The sequence below is a fragment of the Streptomyces sp. NPDC020965 genome (assembly GCF_044333555.1).
Lineage (GTDB): Bacteria > Actinomycetota > Actinomycetes > Streptomycetales > Streptomycetaceae > Streptomyces.
The window spans coordinates 126064-146646 of sequence record NZ_JBIRRE010000006.1; the positions used below are offsets into that span (position 1 = coordinate 126064).

Sequence of the window (20583 nt, forward strand, 5' to 3'; positions counted from 1 at the left end):
GCTATCGATCGGACTTGATGGCCTGCCCCGGGCTTGAGGGCATATGAGATTTGACCTTTCCGTGACTTTTCGCGGGCTCGGCGCGGAGCCGGCTGGACGATGTCCGGTCCGGCGGGCGGGAGACACCCGTGGTGTTCGCCGACAGTTCGGCGGACACCACGCGCTTGCACGCCACAGAAGCGGAGCCCTCCGGTGTGCGGTCAGAAGACCGTGGCGGGCAGGAGCTCCGCTGTCTTTGGTGGTCGCGGGCCGGGTCAGGTGCGGTGGGCGAAGAATTCGTAGAGGCGGTCGATCAGGCGCCGGTCGGGGCGGCGGGCGATCATGCAGGTGGAGCCGACGCTGCTGGAGGCGAGGCGGTCGACTTCCCCTTCGAGGCGGCCGGTGGGGGCGGTGGCGTCGGATCCGTGGCGGCGGACGTAGCGGGCGACGGCTTCGAGTCCTTCGATGAAGGCGTCGTCGGGTGGGGTGCTGTCGTCCATGGTGCCAGTGAGCTGGTGGTACCAGTGTCGGGATTCCCGCGGTTCGCCGAGGTGGGTGTGGTGGAGGTGGAGGCAGTAGGCGGCTGCCCGCGCCGGCCGCCCGCCGCCACCAGCACTGCGCCGACTCGCGGTGTCCGGTGAGGTAGAGCAGGCAGGTGTAGACGAGTGCGCCCTCGACGTCGAGGGCGTCCTCCTCCAGGAGGCGGGCACTCTGATCGGAGTCGTCGGCGAGCCGGTCGACGTGCAGGGCGCTGCCGGGTCCGTTGAGGATCCAGCGGGAGACGGGTGGCCAGGCACTGTCCGGCCTGTGCAGTGCGGTCCAGGTCCGGGGGTGGTGCGGGTGGCGTCGGCGGCCAGGCGGCGCAGGGCGGCGCCGATGTCGAAGCCGGTGGCGGGGTGGTGGGTATGGCGGCGTCCGCGAGGACGTCGTCGATGATAGCCGGGTGGTTCATGTGTCCCGCCTTGTGTTCTTGCCGGGGGCCGGGGGCAGTCCGAGCTGGGAGCGCAGGCGTTCCTTGCCCTTGCGGCCGTGGTAGTCGACGGTGCGTTCGTCCAGGCCCATGAAGCGGGCGATGCGGCAGGTGGGGTAGCCCATGAGGTGGCGCAGCACGATGACGTAGAACTGGCGGGTGGGGAGCTGGGTGATGGCCTCGCACAGGCCGCTGGATCCCTCGGCGATCTCTATCTCGTTCTTGATGGCGCGCAGGGCCTGGGATATGGGTCCGTTGATGACGAATGCCGGGTCCCGGCCCTCGCGTTGCAGCCGGGCGGTGACCTGGCGGTGCAGGACCGCGAGGGTCCGCTGTTCCAGGTCGCCTTCGCGCAGGAGGCCGTTCCAGCCCGCGAGGATCTCCAGGGGGACCTGGTGCACGGCCTCCTCGGCGGCGGCCCGGGTGCCGAGGTGAAGCTCGGCGAAGGTGTGGAGGAACTCCTGGTGGGTGAGGTAGAACGCCTCGAAGTCCAGGGGCAGTGCCAGCGGTAAGTCCACGGGCCAGCCCCGGCCGCTCTCACTGGGTGATACGCCCGCGCTGCTCACTTGGGCCTCCGACGTGCTGCCTCTGTCGTCCTGCGCGGTCCATCGGTTGAGGGTCAAAGCGGGCGCAGTCACCCCGCGGGGGTGGAACTGATTGGTGTCGGGAGCGTGTTGGCTCCGTCCGTTCACGATGTCGGGAACCGCGGCTGATCACTCAACAGCACCCCGAGAAAATCACCTGATGATCATGAACGGCCACGATGAGTAGCACATTCCATCGAGACTTCACCCCGGAGGAGCGCCCTGACCGGGTGAAACGCCGACACTCCTCGCGAGGGACCCGAAACCGTCGGAGGCAGTGATGTGAGTCATAGCGAGCCTCATTCCTCGCTTGACGCGACAGAACGAATGTGACGGCCGGTCAAGAAATCGGCTCACGAGGCGAACAGGAACCGCTTATGGCACTCGCCACCGCATCCCGCGAACTGCCTTACACCGCCGACCTCACCGCCGCTGACCTCGACGCCCTGGAAACGTTACTTGACGCCTGAATCCGGGAAGTGCCCCAGCCCCACAGGCTCGACACAGCCGAGTACCAGACCGCCCAGGGGCTGAAGACCGCCCTGGAACGCCTGTTCAAGCCGCTGCGCGAAGCGTTCCGCTACAGCGACGACTCCCACGAAGTGCATAAGATCAAGGACCGGTACTGGATCGACCTGGTGCTGATCACCCTGCCGTGGCGCGCTCACCCCGACTTTGACACCGCCCGTTGGCGCTCCACCGAGTTCTACGACCCCGCGCACGAGGGCGAGATGGCCGCCTACTACCGGAGCAACCTTCGGTAAGCGCCCCGTTCACGCTACTGACCGGTCAGACAGCCAGAAGAACAACGCGAGGATGAACCGGTCGAGGATCATGCACCTGCCCTTCGACAGCAGCCCTCTCCGGGAAGGGGGCAGCCTAGGCGCAGGCCGGCTCCTGTGCGGTAGGGGGCAGCCACAAGCCGGTGTCGGTGGCTGCTGGACGCCGACGCAGGTACTCCCGACCCTGGCGCCGCAACTTGCGGCGCACCCGCTCGCCGAACGCAGCCGGGTCGGATGCTCCCGCACACTGAGCGGCCTCCTGCCACGTCAAGGCGCCGCCAAATGCCCAAGCTCGGGCAACAGCCTGTTCCGCCGGGCTCAGCAAGGCGAAGACCGATGCGAGGCGCTGGTCGTCGAGCACGGTCCGCAAGACTGTCTTGTCTGGTCCACTGCCGTCAGTGACCAGGTCCCTCAACAGCATCCCCCCGGTGACAGGCTCGTCCAGCAGCCGGACCCGACGACCGCTTACCTTACGCTCCCACAGCGGCTGGAGTTGGAGGTGCACACGACGGACCTCCCGCCGTAGGTACCCCAGCAGATCCGTCGCATCGAAGGAGCCGCCGTTACTTGCTTCGACAAGCGTGTCGTACCAATCGCCCAACAGAGTCAGAGAGACCGCCTCGCGCCACTGCGTTGCCTTGACGGTCGGGAGAGAGAACACAGTTCGAGTGAAGTTGTCGATAACAGCGTCCTCCCCCAGGAAGGCCGCCTGCGAGGCTTCCAACGTAAGGAGCATCGGGTCCTCGGTGAACGGAAGACGGGGGAGCTCTACAACCCCTGCACACAGGGGATGGTCCCGAAGCTGCGGTATCCGGGACCTGAGAGCGTCCCTGTCCCACAGGACGGCCCGACATGTTGAAGGGGATAAGGGATACGAGAATGCGATCAATCCAGAGTCCGCTTCGCTGATCGTCACAGTCGTCAATCCGGATTCGTTCACGCGGCGGTCCTCTTCGCTGGTGGTTCATGGGCTGTCACTACTAGGACCGTCATGACGGTGAATCGGCAAAAATTCATGCCAACTTGTTGGGGCCGACGGGCCCGGGGGCCAGCCGGTAGCGGGGTCTGGCCGGATCAGGGGCGGTCGCGCCGCCGATCCACACGGGCTCGGCCCCGCCCCCCCCGGCCGTCACACGGCCCGAGCGAGGAGCAGGCCGGGACGGTATCGACGGCGGTGCCCTCCACTGGGCGACGGTCGGCCCAGCCGCAGCGAGCGCTAGACCGTGCACCGCACCCGCCACGCCGCGCCCCGTTCTACCACCCCAGCTCTCCGCCCCCGCACCGGCTGACCCGCCACCTCCCGTGCCGGACCCCGCACCCCTGCTGCGCTGGGGCGCGGCAGCCACCGCCGCACTCTTGTTCGGCGGTCTCGCCTTCGGGGCCGGCACCGCGCTGGGAAGCCACCTCGTCCGCCTGACCCTCGACCCCGCCACCCGGCCGCTCACCTGACCGGCGCACCGGGCCCTTTCGGTCCGACGACAAGCGCCGGCCAGCGGGTGCCCACGTCGGCCACCCACCGGACGCGAGCGGTCTCCGACGAGACGACATTCTCCCCGGGCACTGTTCAGCCCTGCTTATTGGGTGGCGGCGTCGCTCCGACAGCGTCGTCGACAACGGCCTGCGGGACCGCGGCGGGTGGCTCTTCCCCTTCTCGATCCGGTCGACGACGGGTGCGATCGCCTCATGTATCCGCCGCGAGAGCTCCTCGATGGATGAATCCGCTGTCAGACCGTTGGCTTCCGGCCGCAGCGAAGACGAGTCGGTAGACGAGGGAGCGTTGCTTCGAGGCGGGCAGCGCTCCAGCAGTCTGCTGGCCGGGTGGGCTTCGTCGGCGGGAAGGGGGCGCTTCTACGATGAGGTCCTCAGCGATTGTACCGGCGACCGGAAGTGTGGCGGCAGATGTTTTCGGTTCAGGTCAGGCCAGCGGCGGGAGCTTCAGGGGGAACTGGGCGTCGAGAGCGTGGTGCAGCTGGACGAGGCTGCGGAGACGGCGCTGGCCGTGCGGCCCAGGCCGTCGCTGGTTGGTGGTCGACTGTGTATCTCTTTCCTTCTACGACTCTTCCGGCATTAACGGACTTGTCAGGCTCTATCAGTGTTTGTCGGCGCAGGGAGGGCGGTTGCGGGTGGCGGCCGCGCCTGCGTCGGTGGACAAGGTCTTCTCGCTGACCGGGCTGGACACAGTGATCCCCCTGCACATCAGCACCGGAGAGGCCCTTGCCGCCGCCCAGAACGAGCGTGACAGGGCGGCCGATACCAGTACGGTGACCAGAATTCGGGGAAGGGGGGCGGAATGACCAGCACACCAGAGCGGCCAGTGACGCTGCAGGGTCCCGGTTCGGCGGCGTCTGCCGAAGAGGCAGATCTGCGGGGACTGTTCGGTGAGTCGACCGCGCTGTTCGCCTCGATGGCCGGCCCCATCCACCTGCTGGAGGCTGCGAACCCGGCCTTCTTCACCGCTGTCGGCCGTACCCCGGAACGCACGGGGCTGCCGCTCGGGCAGCTGATGCCCGAGTTCGCCGAGCAGGGCTTCATCACGCTGCTGAACCGTGCTACCGCACCGGCCAGCCCTGCACCGGCCGCAATGCACGGGTACTGCTGGGCGAGGGCACACAGCTGCGTGAGGCTTCTTCGACTTCACCTACGAGCCTCGCCGTGACGTGGGCGGCAACGTGATGGGGGTGCGGATGATCGGGATGGAGACCACTCAGGTCAACCACGCCCAGCGGCTGGCAGCCGAGCACCGTGCCCTGCTGGAGCAGATCGCCCGCCAGGCCCCCCTGGAGGAGGTCCTGGAGGGTATGGCGAAAGTGATCGAAGACCTGTCGCCCGGAGTTCTGGTCTCGGTTCTGCTGGCCAACGACGATGGTCTTCACCTGCGGCACGGCGCCGCCCCGAGCCTGCCCGCCTTCTACAACCAGGCCATCAACGGTATCGCTCCGGTGACGGCATCGGCTCCTGCGGCACCGCCGCGCACCGCGTCATCGTCTCCGACATCGCCGCTGACCCCTTCTGGGAAGACTTCCGTGACCTTGCCGAGCGCGCAGGCCTTGCCGCCTGCTGGTCCACTCCCATCCTGGGCCGTGACGGGCAGCTGCTGGGGACCTTCGCGATGTACCACCGCGTTCCGCGAGTCCCGGTCGAGGCCGACCTCGCACGCGCCGGTGTCTTCGCCGGCACCGCGGCGCTGGCCATCGAACGCCATCATGCCGAGCAGGCCCGCCCGGGCCGCCGAGGCAGGCGAGAAGGCAGCCCGTGACGACCTGGCGTTCCTCCTCAGGGCCAGCACCACACTCAGCTCCGACCTCCACTACGCCTAGACACTTGAGCGGCTAGCCGCGCTGTGCGTGCCGGCCCTGGCCCCGCCGTGCGCTGTCGACATCATCGAGGAGGGGCGGGTGCGCCGTATCGCCACCGCCGCCCTGACCGCGGACACGCAGCAGCTGCTGGCCTCTCACATCCCGGTTTACGAGGCCGCCGACGACGCGGTGGCCCGTGTGCTGGTGTCCTCACTGACCGAGATCCCCCGCCGCACACCCACCGGACCCGGGCCCTGGCAGGACCTGGGCGTGACCGGGTACCTGTGCGTGCCGCTGACCGACCGCGGACAGACATTCGCCACCGTGACGCTGCTGTCCACCGGCGACCACGTCTTCGACGGGCATACCGTGGCCCTCGCGGAGGAGCTCGCCCGCCGCGCGGCCACGGCCGCCTGCAACGCCCGCCAGTACACCCAGCGCGCCGCTCTCGCCCGCGACCTGCAGGCATGCCTTCTGCTGCCCGAACTGCCCACACTGCCCGGCGCGGAACTGGCCACCTACTACCACCCGGCCGGTGAAGGGCTGCAAATCGGCGGGGACTTCTACGACGTCTTCTCCCTCGAAGACGGCAGCTGGGCCCTCATGCTCGGTGACGTCTGCGGCCGAGGCGCACTGGCCGCCACCACCACCGCCCTGGTCCGGCACACCGCCCGCGCCGTCGCCTCGTTCCTGCCCGGCCGCGAAGCCGTCGTCCAGGCCGTCAACCACGCCCTGATCAAACGGCACGGCAGTCACGGCACCGGCTTCGTCACCCTCATCTACGGTCACTTCACCCCCACCAGGACCGGACTGGCGACAGAACTCGTCCGAGCCGGCCACACCCTCCCTCTGCACCTCACCGCGGACGGCACACATCCCGTCAACAGCGACGGACCACTCCTCGGAGTGCTGCCAGGCCCCCGCCTGGTCTCTCGTCGCATCAACCTCGCCCCCGGGGAGAGCCTGGTCCTCTACACCGACGGCATCACCGAAGCCCGCAACAGTGCGAACGAACTGTTCGACGAGGACCGCCTCACCCAGGCACTCACTCCTCCACCACCGCGGGCCCCAGCCGTCCTGGACACTCTCACCGCCGCAGTCCGCGCCTTCACAGACAGCCGCCACATCGACGACGACCAAGCCGTACTCGTCCTGACCGCCACCCACCTGATTCTCGAATGCGCCGCTACCCGGGCCGCGACCAGGGCCTGGCGGGCGAGATCGACACCACTCAGCTCGGTGGTCAGACGATCACCGCCCCGGTGACGTCACCGTCCAGCAGGCAGCCGGCCCGTCCACGGACGGCCGTAGCTGTCTCGGTCCGGGTGGCTGCCTGCCCACTCAGCTGCTCCAGACGCGCCGCGAGCAGGTGCTGCGCGGTGCGCTCCCTCGCTGTGCCGCCGGCTTTCGTCGCCGCCGCGATGGCGTCCGCGCCGTGCGGGTTGTGCCGGTACCAGCGCCTTCCCCGCTCGGTCCGGTACGCCCGTCCCGCCTCGGCTTCGGCTTCCTCCGTCCGTCCGTCCGTCCCAGCCGCCCCAATGCGCTGGCGCGGTACTCCCGCAGCGCCGACGTACTGCGCATCCATGCCGGGCTCTACCGGGTGATGTAAGAGGTCGGCAATCAGCGGCCGCGCCAGCGTGATGCGCCTGGGCCGCGTGCGCTGAACTCTGAGGTGATGCCTGAAGAAGACGGCTGGGCGGAAGCCGAAGAAGACCGCGTAGACCTCGCTGACGTCGCCGTATGAAGAATTTCGGGCCCCGGAACCTTGAGCACGGTCTGGTACGAGCCGCTCTCTGCCGATCAGATTGCTAGTCGATTCCGATAACCCGCGCCTTGCCATGGCATGAGTCTTGAACTACGGGTCACTTTTTCGAACCGCTCAGTGGCCGAAGATGTGCTGGTCTGCATGCATCTCCCCATGTCACGTTTCAAGCCTGTGAGAAAGACCAGATGTGGGGTGGGCAATGCTGGTGACAGAGTTCAGCACGGGGATCGTGGCAGCGTCGGAGCGGTTCGACCTGTTCGCCGACGCCACGTCACGGCCGCATATGGCCTACCGGCTGCGCAGCGAAGATCGTCACGACTTCCGTGCCACGGCGCGCCTTCTGCGTTTAGAAGGTGTGGACATTTGTTCGCACGTCAATCCGCATCTGGAACTCGTGCGGACCCCGAAGCTAGTACGGCAGTCCGATCCGGAGATCTACACCGTCCACTGGCTGATCGCGGGTCGGGGGCGGCTGGCCCAGGACGGGCGTGACACAGTCTTCCGTCCCGGCCAGTTCGTGCTCGCGCACAGCAGCCACCCCCTGGACCTCACCATGGACCCGGCCGCGGGCATCTGGTCCTCCCTCATTCTTCAGTGTCTGCGCTCCCGAATGCCCCTGCCGGAGAACATGGTGCGGCGTCTGACCGCCGTGCCGATCCCCGCGCAGCACGGGATGAGCGGGGTGCTCTCCCGCTGGCTCGCCGACCTCAACACACGCGCCGGAGAGTTCACCCCCGCCGACATCCCCACCCTCGCCTCAGTCACCCTCGACCTCCTCGCGTCCGCCCTCGCCCAATGCCTGGAAGCCGAGGACGCACTGACCCCGGAAGCGCGCCGGAACGCCCTGCGGGCCCAGATCACCACGTTCGTCGAGCGACACCTCGCCGACCCGCACCTCACCGCTCGGACGGTCGCGGACGCCCACCACATCTCCCTGCGCCACCTTCAGCATCTCCTTGCCGAGGACAACACGACACCGGCCGCCTGGATTCGCCACCGCCGCCTCGAACACTGCCGCCTCGACCTGACTAATCCGCACCTCAGCACCCGTCCGATCCACGCCATCGCCGCACGGTGGGGCTTCGCCAACAGTGCCAACTTCGCCCGCGCCTTCCGAACGGCCTACGGCATACCGCCCAAGGAGTACCGGGCTCTGTCCCATTCCCCTGGAACTGTGCGCGGAAAGACAAGTGCCGTGCCAGCCATGACAAGGACTTCCTGACCGCGGCACACCATGCTGGGAACAGCCACACCAAGCAGTTCCCGTTCCATGAAGCGACAAGGAGAAACACCCATGCGCGCACGTCTCTTACTCACCGGCATAACCCTGGGAGCAGCCCTGATGGCGGGCGGCACCGCCACCGCACAAGCAGCGCCCGCACCCTCCGCAACCAACACAACATCACCCACCACAGCTACAGGCTGGGTGCACGTCGGCACCTACTCCCAGGCGATGTGCTATTCAATGAGGGATTCTTACGCTGGCGACGCCTACTGCTCCTTCCGCAGCACCAATCGGTACGCTCTTTACGTCTGGGTGTGAGCCACAGCTCTCCAGGTCGGCGCGCCAGAGCAGGGAGCCGAGGGGTGAACACGATTCGGCTTGCGGAGCTTTGAGGGCGATTCGCTGACCGCGCGATGCGGGCCCGGCCAGCCGGGCCCGCATCGCGCCTTCTTGCTCTTCACACGAACTCGCCGACCTCAACATGGATGGTGGCGCTCAGCGCCCGCGTGGATCAGGCCCAGGGGATGTCGTCATCGCAGGGTCGCACCGTGCCGTGGTCCGGATCATGCAACCGACGCCCTTCCCGTACCCAGCAGCCATCATCACCACACAGGCCGGTCGCCAGCTCTTCTAGGACCGGTAGATCCACCTCGCGGATCGGCAGTGCAGGCGCGCATCCGGAATTCCGAAAGGTGAACGGCCCGCTGAATCCATCGTTCGTCCCCAGCCAAACGACTGACCGGGCAACGACGGCCGAACCAACCCGACCACCCACCTCATCCGTGTGCCGGACACAGTCCGGCACACGGACAAGAGCATCACTAGACTGAGAAGGAGAGGTCCGTGCTGAAGAAAATTACGGTACTACTTGCGGCCATGGTCCTGGCGGTGACGGGAGCGGTGATGAGTGCTGCGACACCCACTGCCGCCGCCGCAGCCACCTTGACCGTGAACCAGGGGTGGCCATGGCCTCCCAGGTGGTTTCCCACATGGCGGCAATGCTGGGAAGCAGGCGAGAAGCTACCTCCCACCACCCGATGGATGTGCACGTCGTCATCATCAAGCTCTGGATGGACCCTGCACGTTTGGTAAGAAAGCTCCACTCCCTGGTGCTGCGCCTCCCTGATAGCACACATTTGACAGCCCCCGCCGCCAATCACCGTCTCCTGGGCAGCGGGGGCCCTATGGGCTTGGTCAAGCTGATCGGGTGGGTTGGGGTTCGTAAAAGGTGCCGTCGCGGAGCATGGCGAAGAGGACGTCGGCCCGGCGTCGGGCGAGGCAGAGGAGTGCCTGGGTGTGGTGCTCGCCCTGGCCGATTTTTTTGTCGTAGTAGGCCCGGGAGGACGGGTCGCCGAGGGCGGCGAACACGGGAAGGAAGAAGGCCCGTTTGAGTTGTTTGTTCCCTCGCCGGGAGGGCTGTTCGCCTCGGATCGACAAGCCCGAGTTGTGGGTCGCCGGGGCGAGCCCCGCGTAGGCGGCGAGGTGACAGACGGTCGGGAAGGTGCTGCCGTCGCCGACTTCGATGAGGATCCTGGCTCCGGTCCTGATACCAACTCCCGGCATCGAGATCAGGACCTGCGAAAGAGGGTTCCGCGTGCGGGATGCTACCCAGGGCTTCCGACAAGACTTGCTTCACATCAACGTCGTTCGCGAATCGGCGAACCCCGTACGCGCATAGTCAGCGACATGCCGCAGATGCACTCGCAATGTTCTTCGCAGCAAATGCCAGAAACCTCCTGAACTCATCGAGAACGTCTCGCTGCTGTTCGGTGGAACCGGGGGGTCGGATGAAATGCGAGGAGGTGACGGTAGTGCTGGAGAAGGTGTTCGACAGCGAAGACCTTCCGGTCACAGACCGGGTGGACGCCTGGCAGGACATCGTCGCTCAGTCACTGGTCCCCAACGCGATGAGCATCGATCGCGACGGCGACTTCCATGCCTCGCTGCGCGCAGTCGATCTGGGAGCCTGCCAGGTCACCGCAGTCAGCTACTCGTCCCTGCGAACGCTGAGGACGGCGAAGATGATCCGCCGCTCCGATCCGGAGATGTACGTGATGGCCCTGGTCCTGCGGGGCCGACAAGTCATCAACCAAGCCGATCGGGTGACCGCGACCGGCGCCAACGACCTCGTCACCTACTCCACTTTCATGCCCTACGACGTCCAAGTCGACGCGGGCGGGCACACGGCCGCAACCCTCTTGGCACAGATCCCCCGGCAACTGCTCCCTCTCCCCAGTCACAAGGTCGACCGACTACTGGCGACCCGATTACCCGGGCGTGAGGGTGTGAACGTCCTGCTCACTCAGTTCCTCACCCACCTGGCCACCGGCCTCACCCCCCAACGACCCACCGATGGCCCACGTCTGGGCCTCGTCCTGCTTGACCTGTTCACCGCGATCCTCGCCCACCACCTCGACGACAGCCTCGTACCGCCTGAGTCCTGCCAGCGCACCCTGTTCCTACAGATCCAGGCATTCATCCACCACCACCTCGGCGACCCGAACCTGTCCCCGGCCGCTATCGCCGCCGCCCACCACATCTCCACCCGCCACCTGCAGAGGCTTTTCCAAAGCCACGGAGACACCGTCGCCGCCTGGATCCGCCACCAACGCCTTGAGCGCGTGCGCCGCGACTTGACCGACCCAGCTCTGAAGCACCAGCCCATCCACGCCATCGCTGCCCGCTGGGGCCTCATCGTCCAAGCCCACTTCAGCCGCATCTTCAGTACTGCGTATGGCTTGTCCCCAAGCGACTTCCGGCAACAGGCGCACGACAGAGACGGCCGATGGAAACAGGGGGAGGACCCAACGCCCCCGACAAGAACTAACGCACGCAAATGAATACGGAGCAGAGTGCCTTCACAGATATGTGAGAGCCCTCTGCTCCGCCGTACCACTCGCGGCCGGAGCGCCTCGGCGCATGCCCTGAGCGCTCAGAGACGCGTCAGTTCCACAGGTAGAGCACCCACCTGTTCCCTACCTTGTCGCACAACGTATCCTGAGCAAACTGGCTGGCGGCTTCCATGCACCCAGCCCAAGTGCGGTAGCTGGCATAGCGAACCCACCCTAAGGTCCCTGCGCTCTGCTCCGAGACCACGGATGCAGCCTGTGTGGTGGCGGGTGCTGCCTGTGCGGTTACGGCGACACCACCGATCAGCAGAACGGTTCCCAGCAGGACGCTGACAAACCGGTTTCGTGCGCGCATTGATTCTCCTCAGTCACGGTTCGGATGAGCTGCTGCCCGTTCCGTTCGGTACACCGGACCAGGCCCATCTCTCTTGTGCCAAGCATCCCGAGTTGGGTCATCGATGTCGTTGACGATGAACGACGGGGTGGTTGACGATTTGTGCCAGGGCTATCTGGTAGCTCTGTCTCGCCGGGAGAGCGTGACGAGGAGCATCGAAGATCGTGGCGGCCACGCCATTGGTGCCCGCGACCGGTTCCACGCCTGGGCAGTCACGTCCTGGTGGAGTCGCCGTACGGCGCCACTGCGCTGCGCAGGGCGGTCGGCCTGGCGGTTCTCGCAGCGCGGGCGGCGCCCACCCGTTCGCCCGACGACCCCGCCCCGGCCTTCTGGCCCCTGCTGCGCCGGTTCCGGGCAGTCGGCGTCGCGGGTGTTCCTATGCTCCTGGTGGGCGGCGAGCGCGACGAGGTACCCGGGGTTCCTCGGCCGGGGCGCGGCCGGCTGTACGGCCTGGGCCAGCTCCGTGCGCACCGGTGCGGGCGGCGCAGCGCGGCGCAGCGCGGCGGCCTCGGTCACCGCGGCCTGGCGGCGGCGCTGCGCGCGGGCCTGCCCGATCGGGGCCGGCGCATCGTCGGGGACAGCGGGCGGCTCGGGGTACGCCAGACGGGACAGCTCGCGCATCGCCCGGTTCTGCCGCTCCACCGCCTCCGTGATGCCCGGATCCACCCGGGACGGCATCGCGGCCCGACGGTGCGCCTCGATCGCCCGGCGATACCCATCCGGCGGCGTCCGGCGCTCCACCGGTACGACGGGCACGGGCGGCTGAGGCACCGGGTCAGCGACCGATACGGCGGGGCCGGCCTTCATCGACGCGGGCGCCAGGACGTGCAGGGCGCGGACGTTCGCGCCTCGCACCCGCTCGTTGGCCGCCGCGACCAGCTTCGGCGCGCTCCAGCGCAGCCGCGTGCCGGTCGCCAGGGTGTCGGGGACGACGTCCAGGCACCCGGTCTCCGCGTCGAACGCCACAGCCTTCACGCGCCCGGCGAGCTCGGGCACGACCGCGGCGAGGATGGAATCGAAGTCGGCGAGGACGCTGCCGCCGGCGGCCGGGGCGACCATGCCGCGCTCGGTCATCATCCGGCTGATCGCGCTGCCGAGCCCGAGCGGCTCACGCCCGTCGCGCCGTACGACGGTGGTGGTGCGCCGCTGCGGCTTCTTGGTGGTGGCGCCGCTCTTCTTCGCCGCTTCCCGTGCAGCGACCAGGGCCTGGCGGGCAAGGTCGACGCCGCTCAGCTCGGCGGTCATGCGATCACCGCCCCGATGGTGTCACCGTCCAGCGGGTGGACTGCGAGCTTGGGCAGCCCAGCCGGTCCGTCCACGGCGCGGACCCCGGCCTGCGCGGTCCGGACAGCGGCGCGCTCATGGAGCTGCTCCAGCCGCGCCGCCAGCAGGCACTGTGCGGTGCGCTCCCTCGCCGCGTCGGCGACCTTCGTCGCCGACGCGATGGCGCCCGCGCCGTTCGGGTTGTATCGGAACCAGCGCCGTCCCCGCTCGATCCGGCAATCCCGCTGCGCCTCGGCTTCGGCCTCTTCGGTCCGGCCCAGCCGCCCGAGCGCGCTGGCGCGCGATACTTCGGCAGCTCCTGCTCCACTGCTCGGAGCGCGGCGAAGGCGAGCGCGGATGCCGCCGCAGTCGGGTCCGCGCCCTGGCCGGTTCATCAGCGCCGAAGGCGCCATGCTTCTCGTGACGGTGAATCCGGCCTCACTGCCGTCGCCGCCATCCGGACGGAGAGGCCGGGGCGGCTGTGCCGGGTGACGGCCCGGACGGTGGCACTCCCCGGAGGGAGCAGATGGGATCCATCCCGCATCGCCGTACAACCTTTCGCCATGTTTCCCGGTCTCATCAGCAAGTCACGTCAGCAACAACAGTCACTCTGGTGACTTCTGTTGGGGGGAGCATCATGCACAAGCGCACTCTGGCCACGGCCATCGCCGTAACCTCCGCCAGCCTGGTGGCCGGGCTCGCGCCCGCCGCCGTCGCCGCCCCGGCGAAGCCGGTCAAGGCCACCTCGTCCACGGCCAAAGAAACCAAGCACGTCTCGGACTTCAACGGCGACGGCTACCGCGACCTCGTCATCCAGGAGCCCGGTAGCTACCTGGACTTCAGGCCGGGTTCCATCGTGGTGCTCTACGGCTCCAAGAAGGGGGTGGATTCGGCCCACCGCCAGATCATCGACCAGGACACCCCGGGCGTCCCGGGCACCGGTGAGCGAGCTGACCGCTTCGGCCGTACCTCGGTCGCGGGGGACTATGACGGCGACGGCTTCACCGACCTCGCCATCGCCGCCGACGGCGAGGACATGTCCTTCGGCGGCACCTACCGCCGCAACGCCGGTCAGACCGTCATCGTCTGGGGCGGGAAGAAGGGGCTGACCAAGCACGGCGGCGTCAGCGTGAAACAGACCACGCCCACCACCATCGACGTCCGCCGGAGCTACTCCCTAGTCGCGGGTGACTTCAACGGCGACGGCACAAGCGACCTGGCCACGAGTGACGGCGGCCCCGCCGCGACGGACGAGGTGCTCTACGGCCCGATCAACCGGAAGACGGGCGCGCCCAAGTCGATCGCCGGCCTGGGCGTCCCGGGCCCCACGCACTACACGGTCGTGGACTCCGGTGATGTGACCGGAGACGGCATCGGCGATCTGCTGGTCAACGCCTACGGCCCGTCCGGCTACCAGATGACGCTCCGCAGGGGCACCAAGAAGGGCCTGGCCGCGCCCGTGTCCCTGAAGGGTGCCGACGGCAAGCCCCTGCCCACCGCGCGCTGGGGCGGTATCGCGATCGGCGACCTGGACAAGGACGGGTACGCAGACATGGTGCTCGGCAACTTCGGGAGCCGTGATGACCAGGTCTTCACCGGCCGAGTCATGATCATCTACGGCGACAGGACGGGGCAGTCGGCCCGCCCCGTCCAGGTGATCACCCAGAACACCCCCGGTGTCCCGGACGAGGTCGAGCAGGACGACAACTTCGGCGGGTCGATCTCCGTCGGTGACATCAACGCGGACGGGTACGCGGACCTCGCCATCGGCAACAACACCGAGGGCGTCGAGGGCGCCGAGCACACCGGTCAGGTCACCACGCTCCTCGGCGGCCCGCAGGGCGTGACCGGTGAGGGCGCGCAGGCGTACGACCGGGGCACCCAAGGTGTGCCGGAGGGGCGCACCCCGCGCGACTTCTTCGGCACGGCCGTGCAGCTGGCCGACCTGAATGGTGACCAGCGCGCCGACCTCGTCGTCGGCACCGGCGGCAGTGAAGAGATGCACGAGGGTCGGATCAACATCCTGTTCAACGACGGTCGGGGCGCGATCACCGGCTACGGCTCCCACGCCTACTATGCCCACAACCTCGGCCTGCGGGGTGGGAACATGAGCGGCTTCAGCGGATCCTTCGGACGGTAACCACCACCGGAGAGCGGTTCCGTCCCCGTACCGGACTGATCCGGCACGGGGACGGGCACACCGGTCCCTTGAGCGGCCCTCGCGCGGCGGGGCGGGTTCTTCGCCGTTCCCGTACAACCATCCGGGCCGGCCGATGGTGTCGTCGTCATACAGGGCGTTCCGCGACCCTGGCTTCATCGCCGCCCGCTGCGCACGGGCGCGGTCGGAGAACTGGACCCGGAAACCGGCCGGGCTCACGCGGCGTCCTCTCCGGCCGGGTCGTATCCGGGCAGGTCCTCCATCGGGGTGCCGCCTGAGAAGTCGCCCGGCGGCGAGCTGGTCCATCGTCGCGTCGATCTCGGTCCACGCGCCGGCCGGGAGTGCCCACATGGCCAGCGTCTGGACGAGCTGGGCGGCGGGGGTGCGTCCGATCTCCGCCAGGCGCGCGGGGTCGTCGACGAGCACCTGGCGGACGCCGTCGATCGTCGCCGGGATCTGCACCTCCTGGCCGTCGATGAGAGTGGTCCAGGTCGTCTTCTCGTCCACGGCGGTACGCCCCCCCTGCCGGCCGCCCACCGTACGTTTCCTCGAACTCATCCTGCGTACGGTCCGGGCGGGGATTCACGCGTGGGAGCGACCAACAGAACCAGCCGGGATGGTGGTGTTCTGAGCACAGTCGGTCCGCCAACACTGCTACGGCCATGGATCCACCGCGCCCCCGCCCGCGCGGGCGGAACTACAGCGAAGTCGCTCTCCCGGCCGCCCAGCCGATCGTCGTGTACTACGTCAATGCCTCGGCCGCCCTCACCATCACCGCCGTCCGGCTGATCAGCCTCTGTCGTCCCGCTCAGCCCGGGCCGACGGAACTTCAGGGTGTCGACGTCAACCGGGTCGGCTGTCGAAGCAGGCCCGGATGCTTCCGTCGACGGGCCGGGGTAACAGGCCGCGCTCAGTCATCATCCGGCTGATCGCACTGCCGATTCCGAGCAGGTCGCGGCCGTCACGCCGTACGACGGTGGTGGTACGCCGCTGCGGCTTCGCGGTGGAGGCCGCAGTCTTCTTTGCCACTTCCCATGCCTGGCGCGAGGTCGACCCCGCTCGACTCGGTGCTCCACCGCCACCGCTGTGTCGTCGTCCATCGATCGGAGGTGAGCTCGGGCAGCCCCCGTCCACAGCACGGCCATGGCCATCTCGGTTCGAGCAGGGGCCTGCTCACGCGGCTGCTCCAGGCGCACCGTCAGCAGGTACTCGGCTGTACGGCCCCGGGTCACTACATCGCCGCGATCGTGAGGCGACGGCGCCCCGGCAGGCGGCCCCGGTTACAGGACCGCCCGGGCGGTGGGAGTCTCGCCCGCCATCGCCTGCCGGAGCCGTTCGGTGAGCATCCTCGTCAGAATCTCCAGATGGTCAGCGCCGTACACCTCCGTCCAGTCCACGGCGTCGATCTCGTAGATGACGCCGACGACGACGGTGCCGCTCCTGACCAGTGACCGGACTTCGTTTGCCGAACGCTCCTGCGACTTGCTGTAGGCGTGGCTCTCGTCGCCCAGGGCGGGCAGTGCCACGGAGGCCGGATTGCGCTCCTTCAACTGCCGGTAGAGCGACTGGGCGTCGGCGACGTCGGGGAAGGCGAAGAGTTGCAGGTGAGCGATGTTGTTCGTGTCCGGGGCCTGGTACGCGACGGTGCCGCACAACAACAGGTCCGCCGGGATGTCCGGGCACTCCGATTCCCCGTGGATCTCCGCGGCGGACTCCCGCGCCCAGCCGCTGGGCACCGCGTCCAGCCCGGGCAGGACCGACGCCGCCACGGCACGGTCCTTGAGGACCGTTCGCGTCACCCCGTCGGCGCCCGGATTCCCCGCGCCGTCGGGACGGGCGACAGTACCGTCGCCCGTCCCGACGTCCTGCCGACCCGTCGTATCGCCCCTGCTCCCGCCGTTGTACCGGCCGGGTGAGTCGTCCGCGTCGAGTACCCGCACACCGCCGTACACGGCGAGCACCACGATCCCCAGCACGAGGACGACCAGGGCCAGCAGGGCGCCCGGGCCGCCACGGGTGGTCGAGATGGTGAGCGGCCCGAGGGAGATATTGCTGCCGCGCAGCCGGTTGCCGTCCCCGACGATCACGCTCCCGGGCGGCGCCGGGGGTTCCGGGGGCGGTGGAGGTGGTTGCAGCAGGGTGGTCAGCCGCTGCCCAAACTCCCTGTCCGTGTCGAGGACGTCCCGCAGCGCCGCCTGCAGCCGGTCGGCCGCCGTCGAGTCCTCGGGTGACTCGTCCAGCCCGGTGAGGGCGGCCTGGCCCTGCTCCGAACGCCCCAGCCGCTCCCGCACCAGGCCGGAGACGGCCTGCACCGTACCCGCGCCGATCTCGGTCCCTGCTCCCGTGATCGCGGCGACGACGATCGGTGCCACCGTCGACGCTAAGCCTGCCGTATCCATTCGTCCCCCATGGGTGAAGGTCCAGTATGGGGAGCGCTCCGCTGGAAATGAAGGCTCCGGACGGGACGCACGTCGCTGTCGGCGCGGCGGTGGCCGCCGCCGGTGCATCAGCATCCGGAGTGGGCGTGCCGTTGGCGTCGTAGTGCTCATGACCGTGGTCGGTGTGATCGTGACCCTCTGACGACTGGCTGGTCGCGACGGACTCCCTGCCAGCGGGTCCACCTCTGCTTCTACGACGACTACAAGGGAACGCAGCACCACGCCTTCGTCTCCGACATGGGCCCCGGCATCAGATCGTCTCCTTCACCAATCCCCACGCGGCCGAAACGGGCGCGTGCCTGCACGTCTCCTACGCATCGACGGCCAACGACGCGGGCGCCGTCTACCATCCCTGCGACGACCCCGGCCCGGGCAGTGCGGCGACTCCTTCGAACTCCTGCCAGTCTGACCCACACCCCACGCCGAGCCCCCAACCGCCGGCCCCAGGACCACACACCGCCGCCTGAACACACCCCGGGCCGGCACGCAGATCCAGAGTCGCGGTGCCCCTCAACCACAGATCGCCGACAGCAGCACCAGCGGTTACGGGCAGGATCGCGTGCGGGCTCGGCCCGCGCGGCGGAGCGGGTCGGCGCTGCTGGACCAGGCCGCCCCGTCACGATCCGCACCACGGTCATCCCGCTGCGAGGCACACGGCCGCGCCCATGCCGTGGAGCAGGCCGACGCGGAGACCGCGGACTACGAGCGGCGCACCCGGTGCGCATCTCGGGTTGCACGGCGGCGAGCCGTCCGGCTCCTAGGAAGCGCGGTATCCCTGGGCGGGATTGCGCAGGGCGCCACAGATGCCGTCCAGCGCTTGCCCGAATACTGGTGACCAGCCGAGGGCTCGCAGCCGGCTGGCGTCGAGCGCCGCGTCCATCGCCAGGAATCCGGCCAGCGGGCCGTGGGTCTCCAGCGCCTCGGACAGGCTCCACGACGCCACGGGTACCCCGGCGGCGTCACCGATCGCGGCCGCCAGTGACGCCATGTCGACCGGGACCGGCTCGGCGATGTGGAACACCCCGTGGGCGGGGGTTTCGAGGAGTACGGCGTACCCCGTCGCGAGGTCGTTCACCTGCACGGTGGACCAGCGGTTGTCGCCCGCGCCGGTGTAGCGCGCCACACCGTCGGCGGTGGCCTGGCGGACCAGGCGGGCGACCGGTCCGCCGCCGTCGCCGTACACCATCGGAGGGCGGACGACGACGCCGCGCACTCTTGGGGCCTCCAGCACCCGGGCCTCGGCCGGGGCCAGCCAGGCGAGCGGTCCGGTGGGCTCCGCGGTGTCGTCCTCGGCGACCGGTGTCCGCGACGAGCGGGCGCGCGGTGCACCCGTCGTGGTGATGAGGACGCCGTCCTTCATCGCGCCGAGCATGGCGGTCACCGCCGCCGCGTCGATGGCGGGCCGGTCCGCCGTGTCGGTGGCGGCGGTGTGGACCACCGCGTCACCGCCGGCCGCCCGGTCCGCCAGTACGGCGAGGTCGGTGAGGCTGCCCCGGACCGGCTCACCGCCGTTCGCCCGTACCCTGGCCTCGGCCGCGTCGCTCCTCGCCAGTCCGCGCACCCGGTGTCCGCGGGCGACGAGGGTACGGGTCAGCGCCGAGCCGATGTAGCCGCTCGCGCCGGTGATGAAGATGTCCATGGTGGTCTCCCAGTTCGTTGGGGGGTGTTGAGAGATCCCGGCATGCTTGGGAGTCACTCGGGCCCCCGGGGTCTCCCGACTTCGGGCTGCTCGGGGGTTGGTTTGATCGTAGGAAGCGGCAGGAGGGGCGGACATGCGCCGGAGTCCAGGTGTTATACGCGATCGTTCACGGCCGGATGCCCTCGGTACGCTGCTCGGCCGGATACGGGTCGGCACCGGCCGGTTCGGACGCATCGAGCTCGGCGCGCCGTGGGGGGTGCGGATGGGGCCCCGGGACACCGTGACGCTGCATCATCCGCTCGCCGGCGAGATGTGGCTGGACGCCGACGGACCGATGGTGCGGATCGGGCCCGGGGATCTGGTGATCCTGCCGCACGGTGTCCCGCACTCGCTCAAGTACCGCCCGGACGCCCGGGTCATGGCGGAGGAGCATGGGCACAGTCCGCTGCCGGAGGACGGGTTGTCGGTGCGGCGCCGCTTCGGGGGCGATGGGGCGCGCACGGTGGTGTTGTGTGCCGAACTCACCCTGACCGGTGCCGCCCGCGGCCTCCTTCTGCGGGCCCTGCCGCCGGTGATTCATCTCCGGCCGGACGCGGGCGGCGATTCCGTGCCGGGGCTGCGCCGGATTCTCGACGGTCTCCGTGAGGAGGTCCGCGACGGGCGGTCCGCCTCGCCCCTGCTCGCCGCGCGGTTGGTCGAGGTGCTGCTGCTCCAGGGGATCAGGGCTGAGCTGGAGCGGCCAGCCGCGGCCGGTACATGGCGGGCCGGGCTCGGCGACGATCGCGTGGGCCGGGCGCTCGACGCGTTGTACGGGGCGCCCGGGCATCCGTGGAGTGTCGCGGAACTGGCCCGGGTGGCGGGTATGAGCCGGGCCGCGTTCGCACCGCTGTTCCGGGAGCTGGTGGGCGAGAGCCCGATCGCCCATCTCACCGGGTGGCGCATGGCACTCGCGAAGACGGCGCTGTCCGAGCAGCCCGATCTCCCCGTCGGCAGGATCGCCGCGTCAGTCGGGTACGGCAGCGAGTTCGCGTTCAGCGCGGCGTTCCGGCGGGTGGTGGGGATGCCGCCGGGCCGCTACCGCGCCACCGCAGAGACCACGGGCACCCCCTGAAATCCCCCGCGATGAGCGCGGCCCTGGCGGGCAGGACCTCTCTCTGCTCGCGCAGGTCGGGGGCGGAGAAGCTCAGCACCTTCGGAAGCATGGTCTTCTTTTTCATGGTGCGGTGCTCCTGTTCCGTGCG

At 68.9% G+C, this 20583-nt stretch carries 21 protein-coding genes and 1 pseudogene; 11 read left to right on the plus strand and 11 right to left on the minus strand.

The genetic code is table 11. The features are described 5' to 3' along the window. Positions 1–254: 254 nt before the first annotated feature. Complete coding sequence (locus ACH4S7_RS19650) at positions 255–479, minus strand: hypothetical protein (protein WP_398522481.1); 225 nt, start codon at positions 477–479, stop codon at positions 255–257. Between the two features lie 448 nt (positions 480–927). Continuing rightward, positions 928–1467: a sigma-70 family RNA polymerase sigma factor gene (locus ACH4S7_RS19655; protein WP_398522482.1), complete on the minus strand. Its 540-nt coding sequence runs from the start codon at positions 1465–1467 to the stop codon at positions 928–930. Between the two features lie 545 nt (positions 1468–2012). On the opposite strand from ACH4S7_RS19655, the gene ACH4S7_RS19660 reads away from it, so the two are divergent. Next, positions 2013–2297, plus strand: coding sequence for a hypothetical protein (locus tag ACH4S7_RS19660; protein WP_398522483.1), 285 nt, complete (start codon positions 2013–2015; stop codon positions 2295–2297). A gap of 115 nt (positions 2298–2412) precedes the next feature. On the opposite strand, the gene ACH4S7_RS19665 is transcribed toward ACH4S7_RS19660, so the two are convergent. After that, positions 2413–3039, minus strand: coding sequence for a hypothetical protein (locus ACH4S7_RS19665; protein ID WP_398522484.1), 627 nt, complete (start codon positions 3037–3039; stop codon positions 2413–2415). A 578-nt stretch (positions 3040–3617) separates the two neighbouring features. Between ACH4S7_RS19665 and ACH4S7_RS19670 the strand changes: the two genes are divergently transcribed. From ACH4S7_RS19670 to ACH4S7_RS19690, 5 genes are all read left to right on the plus strand, one after another. Further along, on the plus strand, positions 3618–3764 hold the full coding sequence (locus ACH4S7_RS19670; protein ID WP_398522485.1) for a hypothetical protein: 147 nt from the start codon (positions 3618–3620) through the stop codon (positions 3762–3764). Positions 3765–4168: 404 nt separating this feature from the next. After that, the gene (locus ACH4S7_RS19675) at positions 4169–4609 is read left to right on the plus strand and encodes an STAS domain-containing protein (protein ID WP_398522486.1); all 441 of its coding nucleotides are present in this window, start codon (positions 4169–4171) and stop codon (positions 4607–4609) included. Next, positions 4606–4971, plus strand: a complete 366-nt coding sequence (locus tag ACH4S7_RS19680) for a hypothetical protein (RefSeq protein WP_398522487.1) — start codon at positions 4606–4608, stop codon at positions 4969–4971. The genes ACH4S7_RS19675 and ACH4S7_RS19680 overlap by 4 nt, the downstream gene beginning before the upstream one ends. A 291-nt stretch (positions 4972–5262) precedes the next feature. Beyond that, entirely contained in the window at positions 5263–5571 is a 309-nt protein-coding gene (locus ACH4S7_RS19685; protein ID WP_398522801.1) for a GAF domain-containing protein, read from the plus strand. 139 nt (positions 5572–5710) lie between these two features. Beyond that, positions 5711–6877, plus strand: a complete 1167-nt coding sequence (locus ACH4S7_RS19690; protein ID WP_398522488.1) for a PP2C family protein-serine/threonine phosphatase — start codon at positions 5711–5713, stop codon at positions 6875–6877. Here ACH4S7_RS19690 and ACH4S7_RS19695 read toward each other — a convergent pair. After that, the gene (locus ACH4S7_RS19695) at positions 6855–7196 is read right to left on the minus strand and encodes a hypothetical protein (protein WP_398522489.1); all 342 of its coding nucleotides are present in this window, start codon (positions 7194–7196) and stop codon (positions 6855–6857) included. The genes ACH4S7_RS19690 and ACH4S7_RS19695 overlap by 23 nt on opposite strands. A gap of 379 nt (positions 7197–7575) precedes the next feature. On the opposite strand from ACH4S7_RS19695, the gene ACH4S7_RS19700 reads away from it, so the two are divergent. Then, positions 7576–8598, plus strand: coding sequence for a helix-turn-helix domain-containing protein (locus tag ACH4S7_RS19700; RefSeq protein WP_398522490.1), 1023 nt, complete (start codon positions 7576–7578; stop codon positions 8596–8598). A 1197-nt stretch (positions 8599–9795) separates the two neighbouring features. Here the strand turns inward: ACH4S7_RS19700 and ACH4S7_RS19705 are convergent. Continuing rightward, positions 9796–10191: pseudogene (locus tag ACH4S7_RS19705) on the minus strand (transposase); the annotation flags it as partial. Between the two features lie 221 nt (positions 10192–10412). On the opposite strand from ACH4S7_RS19705, the gene ACH4S7_RS19710 reads away from it, so the two are divergent. Beyond that, positions 10413–11441, plus strand: a complete 1029-nt coding sequence (locus ACH4S7_RS19710) for a helix-turn-helix domain-containing protein (protein WP_398522491.1) — start codon at positions 10413–10415, stop codon at positions 11439–11441. A 103-nt stretch (positions 11442–11544) separates the two neighbouring features. Here ACH4S7_RS19710 and ACH4S7_RS19715 read toward each other — a convergent pair whose 3' ends face one another. From ACH4S7_RS19715 to ACH4S7_RS19725, 3 genes are all read right to left on the minus strand, one after another. Further along, the gene (locus ACH4S7_RS19715; protein WP_398522492.1) at positions 11545–11805 is read right to left on the minus strand and encodes a hypothetical protein; all 261 of its coding nucleotides are present in this window, start codon (positions 11803–11805) and stop codon (positions 11545–11547) included. Between the two features lie 150 nt (positions 11806–11955). Then, positions 11956–13089, minus strand: a complete 1134-nt coding sequence (locus ACH4S7_RS19720; protein WP_398522493.1) for a DUF721 domain-containing protein — start codon at positions 13087–13089, stop codon at positions 11956–11958. Further along, the gene (locus ACH4S7_RS19725) at positions 13086–13502 is read right to left on the minus strand and encodes a hypothetical protein (RefSeq protein WP_398522494.1); all 417 of its coding nucleotides are present in this window, start codon (positions 13500–13502) and stop codon (positions 13086–13088) included. Before ACH4S7_RS19725 ends, ACH4S7_RS19720 begins: the two co-directional genes overlap by 4 nt. A gap of 242 nt (positions 13503–13744) precedes the next feature. On the opposite strand from ACH4S7_RS19725, the gene ACH4S7_RS19730 reads away from it, so the two are divergent. Both ACH4S7_RS19730 and ACH4S7_RS19735 read left to right on the plus strand, forming a co-directional pair. Continuing rightward, positions 13745–15247 carry a hypothetical protein gene (locus ACH4S7_RS19730; RefSeq protein ID WP_398522495.1) on the plus strand — a complete coding sequence of 501 codons (1503 nt, stop codon included), beginning with the start codon at positions 13745–13747 and terminating at the stop codon, positions 15245–15247. A gap of 367 nt (positions 15248–15614) precedes the next feature. Further along, positions 15615–15896: a hypothetical protein gene (locus tag ACH4S7_RS19735; RefSeq protein ID WP_398522496.1), complete on the plus strand. Its 282-nt coding sequence runs from the start codon at positions 15615–15617 to the stop codon at positions 15894–15896. A gap of 212 nt (positions 15897–16108) precedes the next feature. Here the strand turns inward: ACH4S7_RS19735 and ACH4S7_RS19740 are convergent, their stop codons facing one another. The 3 genes from ACH4S7_RS19740 to ACH4S7_RS19750 all read right to left on the minus strand — a co-directional run bounded on the left by ACH4S7_RS19740 (position 16109) and on the right by ACH4S7_RS19750 (position 19342). Then, positions 16109–16294, minus strand: a complete 186-nt coding sequence (locus ACH4S7_RS19740; protein WP_398522497.1) for a hypothetical protein — start codon at positions 16292–16294, stop codon at positions 16109–16111. A gap of 251 nt (positions 16295–16545) precedes the next feature. Further along, positions 16546–17637 carry a hypothetical protein gene (locus ACH4S7_RS19745; protein ID WP_398522498.1) on the minus strand — a complete coding sequence of 364 codons (1092 nt, stop codon included), beginning with the start codon at positions 17635–17637 and terminating at the stop codon, positions 16546–16548. Positions 17638–18460: 823 nt separating this feature from the next. Then, positions 18461–19342 carry an NAD-dependent epimerase/dehydratase family protein gene (locus ACH4S7_RS19750; RefSeq protein ID WP_398522499.1) on the minus strand — a complete coding sequence of 294 codons (882 nt, stop codon included), beginning with the start codon at positions 19340–19342 and terminating at the stop codon, positions 18461–18463. 133 nt (positions 19343–19475) lie between these two features. On the opposite strand from ACH4S7_RS19750, the gene ACH4S7_RS19755 reads away from it, so the two are divergent. After that, positions 19476–20453, plus strand: coding sequence for an AraC family transcriptional regulator (locus ACH4S7_RS19755; RefSeq protein ID WP_398522500.1), 978 nt, complete (start codon positions 19476–19478; stop codon positions 20451–20453). Positions 20454–20583 lie beyond the last annotated feature (130 nt).

Excerpts from the sequence above, each read along its gene's own strand:
- ACH4S7_RS19695 (WP_398522489.1), bottom strand. The coding sequence starts at position 7,196 with ATGGATGCGCAGTACGTCGGCGCTGCGGGAGTACCGCGCCAGCGCATT.
- ACH4S7_RS19730 (WP_398522495.1), top strand. The coding sequence starts at position 13,745 with ATGCACAAGCGCACTCTGGCCACGGCCATCGCCGTAACCTCCGCCAGC.
- ACH4S7_RS19700 (WP_398522490.1), top strand. The coding sequence starts at position 7,576 with ATGCTGGTGACAGAGTTCAGCACGGGGATCGTGGCAGCGTCGGAGCGG.
- ACH4S7_RS19735 (WP_398522496.1), top strand. The coding sequence starts at position 15,615 with ATGGCCAGCGTCTGGACGAGCTGGGCGGCGGGGGTGCGTCCGATCTCC.
- ACH4S7_RS19750 (WP_398522499.1), bottom strand. The coding sequence starts at position 19,342 with ATGGACATCTTCATCACCGGCGCGAGCGGCTACATCGGCTCGGCGCTG.
- ACH4S7_RS19650 (WP_398522481.1), bottom strand. The coding sequence starts at position 479 with ATGGACGACAGCACCCCACCCGACGACGCCTTCATCGAAGGACTCGAA.
- ACH4S7_RS19720 (WP_398522493.1), bottom strand. The coding sequence starts at position 13,089 with ATGACCGCCGAGCTGAGCGGCGTCGACCTTGCCCGCCAGGCCCTGGTC.
- ACH4S7_RS19755 (WP_398522500.1), top strand. The coding sequence starts at position 19,476 with ATGCGCCGGAGTCCAGGTGTTATACGCGATCGTTCACGGCCGGATGCC.
- ACH4S7_RS19675 (WP_398522486.1), top strand. The coding sequence starts at position 4,169 with ATGAGGTCCTCAGCGATTGTACCGGCGACCGGAAGTGTGGCGGCAGAT.
- ACH4S7_RS19715 (WP_398522492.1), bottom strand. The coding sequence starts at position 11,805 with ATGCGCGCACGAAACCGGTTTGTCAGCGTCCTGCTGGGAACCGTTCTG.
- ACH4S7_RS19725 (WP_398522494.1), bottom strand. The coding sequence starts at position 13,502 with ATGAACCGGCCAGGGCGCGGACCCGACTGCGGCGGCATCCGCGCTCGC.
- ACH4S7_RS19680 (WP_398522487.1), top strand. The coding sequence starts at position 4,606 with ATGACCAGCACACCAGAGCGGCCAGTGACGCTGCAGGGTCCCGGTTCG.